The 18,244-nt window shown below is 65.7% G+C and carries 1 protein-coding gene; it reads left to right on the top strand.

Annotated features, from left to right (window positions below; genetic code table 11):
* Positions 1 to 42 precede the first annotated feature (42 nt).
* Positions 43 to 18,096, top strand: a complete 18,054-nt coding sequence (locus tag AB8804_RS07410) for an Ig-like domain-containing protein (protein ID WP_371184747.1) — start codon at positions 43 to 45, stop codon at positions 18,094 to 18,096.
* The last annotated feature ends 148 nt before the right edge of the window (positions 18,097 to 18,244 follow it).

Genomic DNA, 18,244 nt, shown 5'->3' with positions numbered 1-18,244 from the left:
GAAATATCTGCCTGACGCGTACGCCTGCAAGGAGTCAAAAAAATGAGTCATGCTAAAATTGTCGATGTCATCATTCGTAAAACGGCTGAAAAAACGGTGCTGACGGGGGAAGGAAATCTCTCCGTATCCGTAACCTCACCGAGCGTCATTGAAATTCACGGTTCTGCCCAGGACGTGGCGCGCTATATGCGCCAGGGCAAAGACCTGCTGATTTATATGAAGGATGGCAGCGTCATTCGCTGCAATAACTATTTTCTTGACGATCCTGAGGGTAAAAACCACTCCGAGCTGGTGTTCAACGACCAGCAGGAGCTGACGCATATCACCTTCGCGGACACGGGCGAAGCCAGCGGCCTGGCGATGACCGAACTCACCGCGCAGGCGACGCCAATCAGCAGTATTGAACCGCTGCTGGCGCAGGAGGGCGTTCTCGGCGACGCGCCGTGGGGCTGGATTGCCGGTGCGGCGCTCGGCGGCGGCGCGATTGGCGCGCTGCTCGCGCACGGCGGCGACGGCGATACCAAAACCGAAGTGATCGACAACACCAAAGAAGTTGAAAGCGCAAAGCCGACCTTCCTCGTGACGGACAAGGCGGGCGACAAGCAGGGCGTGCTGACGGCGAAAGAGATCACCGACGATAACACCCCGACGTTTAGCGGTACCGGGCAGCCGGGCGCAACCATTCAGATCAAAGACGCCAGCGGCAGCACCATCGCCAGCACCATGGTGGGCTCAAACGGCGCGTGGACGGTAAAACTGCCGACCCAGACCGACGGCGAGCACACCTGGTCCGTGGTGCAGATCGACGGCAGCAAAACCACCCAGGCGGGCAGCATTACCGTGACCGTTTCCACCGCCGACGCCACCGTCACGCTGGCGACCACCGCAGGGGATAACGTCATCAACGCCAGCGAGCAGTCGGCGGGCTTTACCCTGTCCGGCGCAAGCAAAAACCTGGCCGCGGGCACCGCTCTGACCGTAACCCTGAACGGCAAAACCTACTCCGCGGAAGTGGGCGCTAACGGCGCGTGGAGCGTGAAGGTGCCAGCCGCCGACGCGGCCGCGCTGGGCGACGGCAGCTGGACCGCCACCGTGAGCGGCAAAGACGCGGCGGGGAACACCGTCACCGGCAGCCAGACCATCGTTGTCGATACCGCCGCGCCGACGCTCTCCGTCGACGCCATCGCACAGGACAATATCGTTAACGCCGCCGAGCACGGCCAGCCGCTGGCGATCTCCGGGAAAACCAACGCCGAAGCCGGGCAGATCGTCACCGTGACCGTCAACGGCAAAAATCACACCGCCACCGTGGGCAGCGACGGCAAATGGTCCGTCACCCTGAGCGCCAGCGACGTCAAGGCGCTGGCCGACGGCGATCACACCCTGACGGTAAACGTCAGCGACAAGGCGGGGAACGGCACGTCCACCTCCGCCGGGTTCAGCGTGGACACCGCCGCGCCGGTGGTGACCATTAACAGCGTGGCGGGCGACGACATCCTCAACGCCACCGAGCAGGGCCACGCCCAAATCATTACCGGTCACGCCAGCGGCGCGGCGGCGGGCGACGTGGTGACGGTGACGCTGGGCGGCAAAACCTACACCGGCGTCGTGCTGGCCGACGGCAGCTGGAGCGTGGGCGTGCCTGCATCCGCTATCAGCGCCCTGGGTGAAGGCGATCATACGTTCTCGGTGACCGTCACCGATGCGGCGGGCAATACGGGCAGCGCCACCCACGGCGTGACCCTGAGCGGCAATCCGCCGGAATTTACCATCGACGCCCTGAGCCAGGATAACGTGCTGAACGCCCAGGAGGCGATGCAGCCGCTGACCCTGAGCGGCACCAGCAGCCTGCCGGACGGCAGCGCGATTACCGTCACCCTGAACGGCGTCGGCTATCCGGCTACGGTCGCGAACGGCGTCTGGTCGGTCAACGTGCCGGTCACGGACGTGCTGAACCTGGCGAACACGCTGTACACCGTGAGCGTCAGCGGCACCGACAGCGTGGGCAATACCGGCTCCGCCGAGGCGAACCTGCTGGTCGATACCGCGCTCCCGCAGGTGATTATCAACACCTTCGCGGGCGATAACCTCGTCAACAGCAGCGAAGTGAACGTCGACCAAATCCTGAGCGGGCGCGTCACCGGCGCGGCGGCGGGCGATACCGTCACCATCAGCGCGGGCGGCAAAACCTACACCGCGAAGGTCGGCAGCGATCTGACGTGGAGCGTCACCGTTCCGTCCGCGGATCTGACCCAGTTCGGCGACGGCGATCTGACCTTCACGGCCTCGGTCACCAACGGCCACGGCAACACCGGCACCGGCGAGCGCGATATCAACATCAACGCCAACCAGCCGGGCCTGCGGGTGAACACCATCTCCGGCGATGACGTGATCAACGCCATCGAACAGCAGCAGGATTTGACCGTTACCGGCACCAGCAGCCATCTGGCCGCGGGCGCGCAGGTCACCGTCACCATCAACGGCATTGACTACCCGGCAGTGATTACGGCCAGCGGCAGCTGGCAGATCGGCGTTCCGGCGGCGGATCTGCAGAACTGGGCGGCGGGCGATATCGACGTAAAAATTTACGCCAAAGACACCTGGGGCAACGAAGCCTCCGCCGACCACCACATCGCGCTGGATCTCAACGCCGTGGCGGTGACCGTGGATACGGTGAGCGCGGACGACATGATCAACGCCGCCGAGAAGGGCGCCGACCTGACGCTCTCCGGCAAAACGCAGGGCGTGGAGGCGGGCCAGACCGTGGTGGTGAAATTCGCCGACCAGACCTTTACCGCGCAGGTCCAGCAGGACGGAAGCTGGAGCCTGACCGTGCCCGCGGCCGCGATGGACGGCCTGAGCGACGGCCGCGCGCAGATTAGCGTGAGCGTCACCAACGTCAGCGGCAACAGCGCCGACGCCTCGCGGGTGGTGGTGGTGGATACCCAGCCGCCGTCCATTACCCTCGACAACCTGACGTCCGACAACATCATTAACGCCGCCGAAGCGCAGCAGCCGCTCACGGTGAGCGGAACCACCACTGCCGAAGTGGGCCAGACCGTTACCGTGAGCCTCAACGGCAAGCAGTACACGACGACGGTGCAAAGCGGCGGAACCTGGCAGCTGGACGTGCCGGCGGCCGACGTGGGCGCGCTGATTGACGGCCAGGTCACGGTGACCGCCAGCGTTAGCGACGTGGCGGGCAACGGCAGCAGCGTCGACCGCATCGGGCTGGTGGACGCCACCGTGCCGCAGGTGACCATCGACGATTTCGTTACCAGCACCAACACCATCAACCACAGCGCGCATTCGCAGGCGCAGATCCTGAGCGGCTCCGTCACCGGCGCGGAGGCGGGCGATCGCGTCACTATTACCATCAACAGCGTGGACTACACCACGGTGGTTGACGCGGCGGGCCGCTGGAGCTTAGGCCTGCCTGCGTCCGTCGTGCAGGGGCTGGCGGACGGCACCTGGCCGGTCAGCGTTTCCGTGACCGATAAATCGGGCAACACCGGCACCGGCGCGCTGGACGTGGTGGTGAACACCTCCACGCCGGTGATTGCTATCGACACGCTGGCCGCGGATGACGTGATCAACGCCAGCGAAAAAGGGGCCGACCTGCGCCTCTCCGGCACCAGCAACCAGCCGCAGGGTACGACCATTACGCTGACCCTGAACGGCATTCACTACACCGCCACGACGGCGGCGGACGGCACCTGGAGCGTCAACGTTCCGGCTTCCGCCGTGGGCGCGCTGGGCGAAGCGAACTATACCGTTACCGCCAGCGTCACGGACAGCGTCGGCAATACCGCCTCTGCCAGCCACGACGTGCTGGTGGACAGCTCCCTGCCGGTAGTGACCATTAACACCCTGGCGGGCGACAACATCGTCAACGCGGCGGAAGTGGCCGCGGGCCAGTCGCTGACCGGAAAGGTTAGCAACGCGGCGGCGGGCGATACGGTCACCGTGACGCTCGGCGGCAAAACCTACACCGCCGTGGTGCAGGACGATCTCACCTGGAGCCTGCCGCTGACCGACGCGCAGCTTACCGCGCTCGGCAACGGCGACCTGACCGTGACGGCGAGCGTCACCAACGCCCACGGCAACACCGGCTCCTCCACGCTGGATATCACCATCGACGCCCAGCTGCCGGGCCTGCGCTTCGACACCGTGGCGGGCGATGACGTGATCAACATCATCGAGCACGGCCAGAACCTGATTATCTCCGGCTCAAGCACCGATCTGGCGGCGGGCAGCATCGTCACCGTTAACGTCAACGGCAAAGACTACCCGGCCACCGTGCTGGCGGACGGCACCTGGAAGGCGGCGATCCCGGCGGCGGACGTGGGCCAGTGGGCCGACGGCCAGCTGACGATTACCGCCAGCGCGCAGGACAGCGCCCAGAACCCGGTGAACATCGGTACCATCGTCGACGTCGACCTGGCGCCGGTCGCGATTAGCATTGACGCCATCGCCACCGACGACGTGATCAACGCGGCGGAAAAAGGCCAGAATCTGGTGCTGTCCGGCACCACGGCGAACGTGGATGAAAACCAGACCGTGACCATCACCTTCGGCGGCAAAACCTACACCGCGAAGGTCGACGCGGACGGCAAGTGGACCACCACCGTGCCGTCCGCGGATCTGGCGGGGCTGAAGGACGGCGACGCCAGCGTGCAGGTGAGCGTGACCAACGTGAACGGCAACGGCGCGACGGCGGGCCGCGAGTACAGCGTGGACGCCACCGCGCCAACGGTCACCATTGATACGGTTGCGGCTGACAACATGCTGAACGCCGCGGAGGCCGGGGCCGATCTGACCCTGAGCGGCACCTCCAGCGCGCAGGCGGGGCAAACCGTCACCGTTGCCTTCAACGGCAAACAGTACACCGCGCAGGTGCAGGCGGACGGCAGCTGGACGCTGAACGTTCCGGCAGCGGACATGGCGGGCATTGCCGACGGCAGCGCGGCCATTACCGCCTCCGTTTCTGACAAGGCAGGCAACCCGGCCAGCGCCAGCACCACGGTGCTGGTGGACACTACTGTGCCAAAAATCACCTTCGACACCCTCGCGGGCGACGACGTGATTAACCTCACCGAGCACGGCCAGGCGCTGATCGTCTCCGGCAAGGTGACGGGCGCGCAGGCGGGCGACGTCGTCACCGTCAACCTGAACGGCAAAGAGTACACCGCGATCCTCGACGCGGCGGGCAGCTGGAGCGTGGGCGTTCCAGCCGCGGACGTCGGGGCGCTGGCCAACACCGACTACACCGTGACCGCGTCGGTGACGGATAAGGCGGGCAACAGCGGCAGCGCCACGCACGATCTTGGCGTCGCCCTGACCGCGCCGACGCTGGCCATCAACACCATCGCCGGTGATGACGTGATTAACGCCCTGGAGAAAGGGGCCGACCTGGTGCTTTCCGGCACCAGCAACCAGCCGCAGGGCACCACCGTGACGGTAACCCTGAACGGCATTAACTACACCGCCACCACGGCGGCGGACGGCAGCTGGAAGGTCACCGTTCCGGCCTCCGCCGTCAGCGGCCTCGGCGAAGCAAATTACACCGTAAGCGCCTCCGTGACCGACGCGGCGGGCAACGCCACCAGCGCCGCGCATAGCGTGCAGGTGGACAGCGCCCTGCCGACCGTCACCATCAACGCCATTGCCACCGACGACGTGATTAACGCCCAGGAGCTGGCGGCGGGCCAGACCGTCAGCGGCAGGGTAACTCATGCCGAAGCGGGCAACACCGTAACGGTCACCATTGGCGGCAACACCTACACCACCACGGTGCAGAGCGATCTGACCTGGAAAGTGGACGTCTCTGCGGACGACCTGAAAGCGCTGGGCAACGGCGATCTGACCGTCACCGCGAGCGTCACCAACGGCCACGGCAACGCCGGCAGCGGCGATCGCGATATCACCATCGACGCCAACCTGCCGGGCTTGCGCGTGGACACGGTGGCGGGCGATGACGTGATCAACAGCATCGAGCACGGGCAGAATCTGATCATCACCGGCAGCAGCGACGGCCTGACGGCGGGCACCGCCCTGACCGTCACCGTCAACGGCAAAACCTACCCGGCCGTGGTGCTGGCGGACGGCACCTGGAGCGCGGCGGTTCCGTCTGCGGACGTGAGCGCGCTGGCGGCGGGCAAGCTGACCATCACCGTTGAAGGCCAGAGCAGCGCCGGGAATCCGGTCTCCATCGGCCACGGCGTCACCGTCGATCTGGCCGACGTTGCCATCAGCGTGAACGCCATCGCCACCGACGACGTGATCAACGCCGCGGAGAAGGGCGCTGACCTGGTGCTGTCCGGCCTCACCACCAACGTGGAAGAAAACCAGACCGTCACCATCACCTTCGGCGGTAAAACCTACACCGCGAAGGTGGATGCGGACGGCAAGTGGACGACTACCGTGCCGTCGGCGGATCTGACCGGCCTGAAGGACGGCGACGCCAGCGTGCAGGTGAGCGTAACGAACGTAAACGGCAACAGCGCCTCGGCGGGCCGCGAGTACAGCGTGGACGCCACCGCGCCATCGGTGGCGATTGATATCGTCAGCGATAACAACATCGTCAATGCGGCAGAGGCGCAGTCTGCCCTGACCATTCACGGCACCAGCAATGCCGAAGCGGGCCAGACGGTGACCGTCACCCTCGGCACTAAATCCTACACCACTACCGTGGGCGCGGACGGCAGCTGGACGCTGGACGTTCCGGCGGCGGACGTCGGCGCGCTGGCGGATGGCAGCTACACCATCGGGGCATCGGTGGCGGACAAGGCGGGTAACCCGGCCTCCACCGCGCGCGACGTGCTGGTGGACACCACCGTGCCGGAGCTCACCATCAACACCGTTTCCGGCGATGACGTGATCAACAGCGTCGAGCACGGCCAGGCGCTGACCGTCAGCGGCAGCGCCACCGGCGCGGCGGCGGGCGACGTGGTGACCGTGACCATCAACAATAAATCCTACACCGCGACGCTGGACGCGGCGGGCAAGTGGACCATCGGGGTTCCGGCTGCCGACGTGGGCGCGCTGGTCGCCGGGGATTACACCATTACCGCCTCCGTCACCGACAGGGCGGGGAACAGCGACAGCGAAACGCACGACGTTAAGGTGAACCTGACCGCCCCGGTGCTGACCATCGACACCGTTTCCGACGACGACGTGATCAACAGCGTTGAGAAAACGCAGCCTCTGGTGATTAGCGGTACCGCGACCGGCCTTGCGTCGGGCGCCGTCGTCACGGTAATGCTGAACGGCAAAGCCTACAGCGCGACGGTGGACGGCAGCGGTAAGTGGACCACCACCGTACCGGCCGACCAGGTTTCCGGCCTGGGCGAAGCGCTCTACGAGATTACCGCCTCGGCCACCAGCGCGGTGGGCAACAGCGGCAGCGCGTCGCATACCGTGACCGTTGAGTCCGTGCTGCCTGGCGTGACCATCAACGCCATCGCCACGGACGACGTGATCAACGCGGGCGAAGTCGGCGCGGGCCAGACCATCAGCGGCAAGGTCATCAACGCCGAAGCGGGCAACACCGTGACGGTGACCGTGGGCGGCAAAACCTACACCACCACGGTGCAGAGCGATCTGACCTGGAAGGTGGACGTCTCCGCGGACGACCTCAAGGCGCTGGGCAACGGCGATCTGACCGTCACCGCGAGCGTCACCAACGGCGTGAACAACACCGGCTCGGCGGATCGTGATATCACCATCGACGCCAACCTGCCGGGCCTGCGTGTGGACACCGTCGCGGGCGACGACGTGATCAACAGCATCGAGCACGGGCAGAACCTGATTATCACCGGCAGCAGCGACGGCCTGACGGCGGGCACGGCGCTGACCGTCACCGTCAACGGCAAAACCTACCCGGCGACCGTGCTGGCGGACGGCACCTGGAGCGCGGCGGTTCCGTCTGCGGACGTGGGCGCGCTGGCGGCGGGCAGCGTGACGATTACCGTGGCGGGCCAGAGCACCGCCGGGAATCCGGTCACCATCAGCCACGACGTGACGGTGGATCTGGCGGCGGTTGCCATCAGCATCGACGCCATCACCTCTGACGACGTGATCAACGCCGCGGAGAAAGGAACCGATCTGGTCCTCTCCGGCACCACCGCGCAGGTGGAAGAAAACCAGACCGTCACCATCGTCTTCGGCGGGAAAACCTACACCGCGAAGGTGGACGCGGACGGCAAGTGGACGACGACCGTGCCGTCGGCGGATCTGACCGGCCTGAAGGACGGCGACGCCAGCGTGCAGGTCAGCGTGAGCAACGTGAACGGCAACGGCGCCTCGGCGGGCCGCGAGTACAGCGTGGACGCCACCGCGCCGTCGGTCACCATTAACACCATCGCCGGGGACGACGTGCTCAACGCGGCGGAAGCGAAAGCCGCGCTGACCGTCAGCGGCACCAGCACGGCCGAAGCGGGCCAGACGGTGACCGTCAGCCTGAACGGCAAAACCTATACCGCGAACGTGGGCGCGGACGGCAGCTGGACGCTGGACGTACCGGCGGCGGACGTCGGCGCGCTGACGGACGGCACGGCGACGATTACCGCCTCCGTTTCTGACAAGGCGGGCAACCCGGCCTCGGCTAGCCACAACGTCACGGTGGACGTGACCGTTCCGGTCGTAACCATCAACACCATCGCGGGCGACGACGTGATCAACGCCACCGAGCACGGCCAGGCGCAAATTATCAGCGGCTCGGCGACCGGCGCGGCGGCGGGCGATAAGGTCACCGTCAGCATCGGCGGCAAGGACTACACCACCGTGCTGGACGCGGCGGGCAACTGGAGCGTCGGCGTACCGGCGAGCGTGATTTCTGCGCTTTCCGACGGCAAGGTGACGGTCAGCGTCAGCGTGACCGACGCGGCGGGCAACACCGGCAGCGGCACCCACGACGTAACCGTGGAGACCGGCCTGCCGTCGCTGAACTTTGACGCGATTTCCGGCGATAACGTACTGAACGCGGTGGAAAAAGGTCAGGATCTGAGCGTGAGCGGCACCAGCGCCAACCTGAGCGCGGGCACCACGGTCACCGTGACCCTGAACGGCAAGCAGTACACCGCCACCACGGCGGCGGACGGCAGCTGGAGCCTGACGGTGCCTGCGGCGGATCTGGCGGCGCTGGGCGAGGCGAACTACACCCTGAGCGCGGCGGCGACCAATGGCGTCGGCAACGGCATCAGCAATACCGCGAACCTGCAGGTGGATACCGCCCTGCCGACCGTGACCATCAGCACCGTGGCGGGCGACAACGTGATCAACGCCGCCGAGGTGGCGGTGGATCAGACCGTCAGCGGCAGGGTTGCCCACGCGGAAGCGGGCAACACCGTGACCGTGAAGATCGGCGGCAACACTTACACCACCACGGTGCAGAGCGATCTGACCTGGAAGGTGGACGTCTCCGCGGACGATCTTAAGGCGCTGGGCAACGGCAGCCTGTCGATCGTCGCGACGGTCACCAACGGCCACGGCAACACCGGCAGCGGCGAGCGCGACATCACCATCGACGCCAACCTGCCGGGCCTGCGCGTGGACACGGTGGCGGGCGACGACGTGATCAACAGCATCGAGCACGGTCAGAACCTGATTATCACCGGCAGCAGCGACGGCCTGACGGCGGGCACCGCCCTGACCGTCACCGTCAACGGCAAAACCTACCCGGCGACCGTGCTGGCGGACGGCACCTGGAGCGCGGCGGTTCCGTCTGCGGACGTGGGCGCCTGGGCTGAAGGGACGGTAAAAATCACCGTCTCCGGCGACAGCGCGGCGGGTAACCCGATTACCATCAGCCACGACGTGACGGTGGATCTGGCGACGGTGGCCATCAGCATCGACGCCATCGCCACCGACGACGTGATCAACGCGGCGGAAAAAGGCGCCGATCTGGTGCTGTCCGGCACGACGCTTAACGTCGAGGCGGGCCAGACCGTGACCGTGAGCATCGGCGGCAAGCTTTACACCGCGAAGGTCGACGCGGACGGCAAGTGGACGACGACCGTGCCGTCGGCGGATCTGACCGGCCTGAAGGACGGCGACGCCAGCGTGCAGGTCAGCGTGAGCAACGTGAACGGCAACGGCGCCTCGGCGGGCCGCGAGTACAGCGTGGACGCCACCGCGCCGTCGGTCACCATTAACACGATCGCCGGGGACGACGTGCTCAACGCGGCGGAAGCGAAAGCCGCGCTGACCGTCAGCGGCACCAGCACGGCCGAAGCGGGCCAGACGGTGACCGTCAGCCTGAACGGCAAAACCTATACCGCGAACGTGGGCGCGGACGGCAGCTGGACGCTGGACGTACCGGCGGCGGACGTCGGCGCGCTGACGGACGGCACGGCGACGATTACCGCCTCCGTTTCTGACAAGGCGGGCAACCCGGCCTCGGCTAGCCACAACGTCACGGTGGACGTGACCGTTCCGGTCGTAACCATCAACACCATCGCGGGCGACGACGTGATCAACGCCACCGAGCACGGCCAGGCGCAAATTATCAGCGGCTCGGCGACCGGCGCGGCGGCGGGCGATAAGGTCACCGTCAGCATCGGCGGCAAGGACTACACCACCGTGCTGGACGCGGCGGGCAACTGGAGCGTCGGCGTTCCGGCGAGCGTGATTTCCGCGCTCTCCGACGGCAAGGTGACGGTCAGCGTCAGCGTGACCGACGCGGCGGGCAACACCGGCAGCGGCACCCACGACGTAACCGTGGAGACCGGCCTGCCGTCGCTGAACTTCGACGCGATTTCCGGCGATAACGTGCTGAACGCGGTGGAAAAAGGCCAGGATCTGAGCGTGAGCGGCACCAGCGCCAACCTGAGCGCGGGCACCACGGTCACCGTGACCCTGAACGGCAAGCAGTACACCGCCACCACGGCGGCGGACGGCAGCTGGAGCCTGACGGTGCCTGCGGCGGATCTGGCGGCGCTGGGCGAGGCGAACTACACCCTGAGCGCGGCGGCGACCAACGGCGTCGGCAACGGCATCAGCAATACCGCGAACCTGCAGGTGGACACCGCCCTGCCGACCGTGACCATCAGCACCGTGGCGGGCGACAACGTGATCAACGCCGCCGAGGTGGCGGTGGATCAAAGCATCAGCGGTAAGGTTGCCCACGCGGAAGCGGGCAACACCGTGACCGTGAAGATCGGCGGCAACACCTATACCGCCGTTGTGCAGAGCGATCTGACCTGGACCGTGAACGTCCCGGCTGACGTGCTGAAAGCGCTCGGCAACGGCGATCTGACCGTGACCGCGAGCGTCACCAACGGCCACGGCAACACCGGCAGCGGCGAGCGCGACATCACCATCGACGCCAACCTGCCGGGCCTGCGCGTGAACACGGTGGCGGGCGACGACGTGATCAACAGCATCGAGCACGGGCAGAACCTGATTATCACCGGCAGCAGCGACGGCCTGACGGCGGGCACCGCCCTGACCGTCACCGTCAACGGCAAAACCTACCCGGCGACCGTGCTGGCGGACGGCACCTGGAGCGCGGCGGTTCCGTCTGCGGACGTGGGCGCGCTGGCGGCGGGCAGCGTGACGATTACCGTGGCGGGCCAGAGCACCGCGGGTAACCCGGTCACCATCAGCCACGACGTGACGGTGGATCTGGCGACGGTGGCCATCAGCATCGACGCCATCGCCACCGACGACGTGATCAACGCCGCGGAGAAGGGCGCGGACCTGGTGCTGTCCGGCCTCACCACCAACGTGGAAGCAAACCAGACCGTGACCATCACCTTCGGCGGGAAAACCTACACAGCGAAGGTGGATGCGGACGGCAAGTGGACCACTACCGTGCCGTCAGCGGATCTGACCGGCCTGAAGGACGGCGACGCCAGCGTGCAGGTCAGCGTGAGCAACGTGAACGGCAACGGCGCCTCGGCGGGCCGCGAGTACAGCGTGGATGCGACTGCACCAACGGTCACGATTGACACGGTTGCGGCCGACAACGTGATCAACGGCAGCGAAGCGGCGGCGGGCGTAGCGATTACCGGCACCACTACCGCGGAAGTGGGCCAGACGGTCACCGTGACGCTGGGCGGCAAATCGTACACCGTGCAGGTCGGGCAGGGCGGCGCGTGGAGCGTGAACGTCCCGGCGGACGACCTGGCGGCGCTTGCCGACAGCGGCTACACCGTGCAGGCGAGCGTCAGCGACGCGGCGGGCAACCCGGGCAGCGCCAGTAAGGCCATTACCCTCGACACCACGCCGCCGACCATCAGCTTCAACACCGTGGCGGGCGATGACGTGATCAACGGCGTTGAGCACGGCCAGGCGCAGATCGTCAGCGGTACCGCCACCGGCGCGACCGTGGGCGATAAGCTGGTCGTCACGATTGGCGGCAAGCAGTACACCACCACCGTTGACGCCAGCGGCAGCTGGAGCGTGGGCGTTCCGGCAAGCGTCATCTCGGCGCTGGCGGACGGTAAAGTGACCATCAGCGCCACCATCACCGACGGCGCGGGCAACAGCAGCACCCAGACCCACGACGTGGTGGTCAATACCGCGTCGGTTGCGCTGACCGTCAACACCCTCAGCGGTGACGACGTGATTAACGCCGCCGAAGCGGGCAGCGCGCTGGTCATCAGCGGCTCCAGCGCCCAGTTCGCCAGCGGCACGCAGGTGAACGTCACGCTGAACGGCAAATCCTACACGGCGACCGTGCAGAGCGACGGCACCTGGAGCACCACGGTTCCGGCGGCGGACGTGGGCGCGCTGGCGGACGGCGCGAGCTATCAGGTGACCGCATCGGCGCAGGACAGCGCGGGCAACAGCGCGTCGGCTAACCACAGCATCAGCGTGGACACCACCCCGCCGGTAGTGAGCATCGCGACGATCTCCGGCGACGATATGCTCAACGCGGCGGAAGCGCAGCAGCCGCTGACCGTTCGCGGTTCGAGCAGCGCGGAGTCCGGGCAGACGGTTACCGTCACCCTCGGCGGGAAGACCTACACCGCGCTGGTGAAGGCTGACGGCACCTGGACGCTGGACGTTCCGGCGGCCGATCTCGCCTCCCTGAGCCAGGGCGCGCTCACCGTGACCGCTTCGGTCAACGACAGGGCGGGCAACGGCGGCAGCGCCTCGCATACCCTGACGGTAGATACCGTTGCGCCAACCGTCACCATCGGTACGGTGGCGGGCGACAACATCGTCAACAACGCCGAACAGCAGGCGGGACAAACCGTCAGCGGGACTACCACCGCCGAGCAGGGGCAAACCGTGACCGTGACCTTTAACGGCCACAGCTACCAGGCCACCGTTGGCGCGGACGGCACGTGGTCGGTGTTTGTGGAAGGGCACGATCTGGTGGGCCTCGCCGACGGTAAGTACACCCTTACCGCATCGGTGGCCGATAAGGCCGGCAACCCGGGCAGCGCGACGCACGACGTGACGCTGAGCGGCGACGTGCCGACGATCGCTATCAACACCTTTGCGCAGGACGATATCGTCAGCGCCGCGGAGCACGGCACGCCGCTGGTGGTCAGCGGCACGACCAGCGCGCCTGCGGGCCAGACGGTGACCATTACGCTGAACGGCAAAACCTACACCACGACCGTACAGAGCGACGGCAGCTGGAGCTACACGGTTGGCAGCGCGGACGTGACGGCGCTGGCGGACGGCGGTGCATACGTGATTAACGCCCAGGTCAGCAACGCCATCGGCAACGGCGCGAGCGCGGACCATACGGTCACGGTCGATTTGACCCCGCCGTCGATGGGCATCAGCATCGATTCGCTGCAAAACGACACCGGCCTGAGCGCGAGCGATTTCATCACCAACGACAAAAACGTGGTGGTTAACGGCTCGCTGACGGCGCAGCTCGGCAACAACGAGAAGGCGCAGATCAGCCTCGACGGCGGCGTGACCTGGATTGACCTGACGGTGACCGGCACGACCTGGCGCTACGCCGACGGCCGCACCTTAACCGACGGCACGTACCAGTATCAGGTCCGCGTGATTGATAACGCGGGCAACGTTGGCGCGACCGACAGCCAGGACGTGGTGCTCGATCTGACCGCGCCTGCGGCAACCACCATCACCGTGGATGCCGTCACGCAGGATACCGGGCTGTCCAGCAGCGACTTCATCACCAGCGATAACCAGATCACGCTGAACGGCACGCTCGGCGCGGCGCTGGGGCGCGGCGAGCACGCGCAGATCAGCATTGACGGCGGGACGACCTGGATTGACGTCAACGTCAGCGGGCTGACCTGGACCTACGTCGATGGCCGCACGCTGGCCGACGGCGACTACAACTACCAGCTGCGCGTGATCGACGACGCGGGCAACGTCAGCGCCACCGCTAACCAGGTGGTGACCATCGATACCGTTGCGCCGGACGCCAGCAAAACCGTCTCTATCGACAGCATCAGCGACGATACGGGCCTGAGCAACAGCGACTTCGTGACCAACGACACCTCGCTGACGCTGCACGGCTCGCTCGGCGCGACGCTGGCCGACGGTGAAGGCGTGCAGATCAGCCTCGACGGCGGCAGCACCTGGCAGAACGTGATCGTGGTCGGCAAGACCTGGTACTACGTCGATGGCCGTACGCTGGGCAACCAGACCTACGACTACTGGGTGCGCGTCATTGATGCGGCCGGCAACGTGGGCGAATCCGCGCACCAGCAGGTGACGGTAGATACCGTTGCGCCAGACGCGGCGATCACCGTGACCGTGGATAACATCACCGTCGATACCGGTTTTGACGACAACGACTTCCTGACCAGCCAAACCTCGTACACGCTGAACGGCACGCTCGGCGCGGCGCTGGGCAACAACGAGTATGTGCAGGTTAGCCTCGACGGCGGCGCGACCTGGGTTTACGCGAAGGTGAACGGCACGAGCTGGAGCTACACCGACACGCGCACGCTTGCCGACGGGGACCATGACTATCAGGTTCGCGTGGTCGATCAGGCGGGCAACGTCGGTTCAACCACCTCGCAGACGGTGACCGTGGACACCAAAGCGCCGCAGTACGGCATCACCATTGACGCCATCAGCGACGATACCGGGCAGTCCGGCAGCGACTTCATCACCAACGATACCTCGCTGACCGTGCGCGGCACGCTTGGCAGCGAGCTGGCGAGCGACGAACGGGTGCAGATCAGCCTGGACGGCGGCGCGACGTGGATTGACGTCACGGTGAACCACACCCAGTGGACCTACACCGATACCCGCACGCTGACCGACAATGACTACACCTATCAGGTGCGCATCATCGACCAGGCGGGCAACGTCGGCTCCACCGCGCAGCAGGTGGTGACGGTAGACACCACGCCGCCGGTGACGAAGGGCACGATCGTCAGCTATACCGATAACGACGGCGAGCGTACCGGCGTCTTTGGTGAAAACGTGGCGACGGACGACACCACGCCACTCATCAGCGGCACCCTGAACCAGGGGCTGGCGAGCGGTGAAATTGCGCAGCTTTATCGCGACGGCGTCCTGCTGGGCCAGGTCACCATGAACGGCGCGACCAGCTGGTACTTCCAGGACAGCGGCCTGCACGACGGTAACCATACCTACGTGCTGCGGATCACCGACGTGGCGGGGAACTACACCGACTCGGACGATTTTGTCCTCAAGGTCGATACCAGCATCCCGTCCACCACGGCGACCATCGCCGCCCTGACGACGCCGGACACCACGCCAATCCTGAATGGCACCGTGTCGGCGGCGCTGACCAACGGGGAGTATCTGGTTGTTACCGTAAACGGTAAAACCTACACCTCCGAAGCGGGCGGTGCGGTGGTGGTCGACCCGGATCACAACACCTGGTATCTGCAGATCCCGGACGGCGACGCGCTGACCGTGAAGAGCTACGACGTGACGGCGCAGGTGAAGAGCAGCGCGGGCAACGGCAATACGACCGGTACCACCACGGGCAGCATCGTGATTGGTAACGAGGAGTCGGTCACGCTGGGCTTTACAACGACCAGCGCGACCACGGCGAACGCCGCGAGCTATATGCTGGATTCGGACGGCCTGTGGACGGTGACGGCGAACCAGCAGATCGCCTCGGCGAATGCCGACAGCCGCAGCTCGTGGACGGTGGGCAGCAACTTTACGATGACGGGGAACTACACTTCCGGCACGTACGCGGATATCAACCGTGACGGCCTGAACGACATCCTGGCCGAAAGCACCAACTACAGCTACATGCAGCAGCTGATTAACAAGGGCGACGGCACCTACACCTCGACGGCGCTCAGCGGCTTTGGCGCGCTGGTCTGGTACGGCGCGGTGGTGGCGATTGATATTCAGGGCGACGGCTACACGGACTTCGTGGTTGGCGATGCGGGCGGCCCGGACTCCAGCACCTTCATGCTGAACAACAACGGCACGCTGGTCGGCAGCTCGAAGGCCGGAACCTACGGCACCTTCGTGTCCGGCTCGACGGTGGGGAACTACAACAGCCTGATCGAAGTCTCCGGCGTCGACTTGAACAACGACGGTAAGGTGGATATTGCCCAGCACACCACCAACGGCAGCAACAACTACGCGCTGTCGACGATGTTCAACCAGGGGAACGGCTCGTTTACTTGGGGGCAGAACTTCATCAACACCATGTACAGCGGCACCGGTTCCGGCGCGGCGACCGACTCCGTCAGCATGACCTGGGGTGACTTCAACGGCGACGGCTACATGGATCTGTACATGAGCATGTACCGCACCTCCAGCGGCACCAACACTGGCGGCGTGCTGATGCTGAACGACGGCACCGGCAACCTGCTGGCGGGCACCGCGGTGGGCACGGCGACCACGGACAAGTTCGTCGGTAACGTCAGCGTGGCGGTGGACTGGAACATGGACGGCAACATGGACATCATCAAGCTGGCCAACAGCGGGCAGTCCTGGCTGTATACCAACAACGGTATCGCGGGCTCGGCGAGCTTCACGGCGTCGAAGTTCAGCACCGCCACGGCCACGCAGGTGTCCGGCGCGGCGCGCCTCGACTACGACTGGGACGGCGCGCAGGATCTGCTGATCTTCCGCCAGAACGGCAGCGTGATCCTGGAGCGCAACACCAATACCGTTACGCCGGGGACGGCGATGCACCTGAAGATTGTCGACAGCGAAGGGATCAACGCCTTCTTTGGCAACACCGTTCAGCTGTACAACTCCGCGGGCAAGCTGGTTGCCAGCCAGATCCTCAACGCGCAGTCGGGGATGGGGATCAACGACTCCTCGTCGCTGATCAGCTTCTACGGGCTGGATGCCAACGAGACCTACCATGCGGTGCTGGTGCGCGCGACCAACGGCGTCTCCAGCAACGTCACCTGGGACGGGCTGGAAGCGGGCAACGGTAAGGAAGGCTACGTGCTGACCGCCGAAGCCGCGACCGGCGGCCACAGCGGGACGATCGTCGGGACCGGCTATAACGACACCTTCGTCGCGGAAGCGGGCACCTATACCTACAACGGCTCCGGCGGCTGGACGACGACCTCCGAGCACGATACCTGGAGCAGCACCGGCGGTATGGACGTGGTGGATTACATCAACGCCGGAACGGGCGTGACGGTAAACCTGGGGCTGACGACGGCGCAAAACACCGGCTTCAACACCGCGACGCTGGTGAATATTGAAGGGGTGGCAGGCTCAAACCACGACGACGTGATCACCGGCAACAGCGGTGATAACCAGTTCGAGGGGCGCGGCGGCAACGACATCTTCAACATCGGCAGCGGCGGCCACGACACGCTGCTCTATAAGCTGATCGACGCTTCCGACGCCACCGGCGGCAACGGCAGCGACGTGGTCAACGGCTTTACCGTCGGCACCTGGGAAGGGACCGCGGACACCGACCGCATCGATCTGCGCGATCTGCTCACGGGCAGCGGCTATACCGGAAACGGATCGGCCAGCTACGTCAACGGGGTCGCCACGCTGGACAACGGCGCGGGCAACCTCAGCGACTACATCCGCGTGGTGCAAAACGGCAGTAACACCGAGATCCAGATTGACCGCGACGGAACGGGCAGCAGCTTCGACCCAACCACCGTGGTCACGCTGAACGGGGTGCAAACGGATCTGGCAACGCTGCTGGCGAACCATCAGCTGCTGGTGGTCTAGTCCACACGCCGCGGAGGGCAACCTCCGCGGCACTTTGCCGTTCTTTACATCACTTACAGTAACCCTATAAATCATATGTTAATTTTTTCGATTGCGTTTAGGGACTGTTCAGTTTCTAACCATTCGGAAACGATATCATTCCAGCGCG

Origin of the sequence: Enterobacter sp. KBR-315C3_2022 (assembly GCF_041399425.1) — a bacterium.
In the GTDB taxonomy this organism is placed as follows: Bacteria; Pseudomonadota; Gammaproteobacteria; order Enterobacterales; family Enterobacteriaceae; genus Enterobacter.
Note: the sequence above shows the minus strand (reverse complement) of the source record. Positions and strands in the feature narration are given on the sequence as shown.

Bases quoted from the DNA above. Each gene is read 5' to 3' on its own strand.
- AB8804_RS07410 (WP_371184747.1), top strand. From the start codon at position 43: ATGAGTCATGCTAAAATTGTCGATGTCATCATTCGTAAAACGGCTGAA.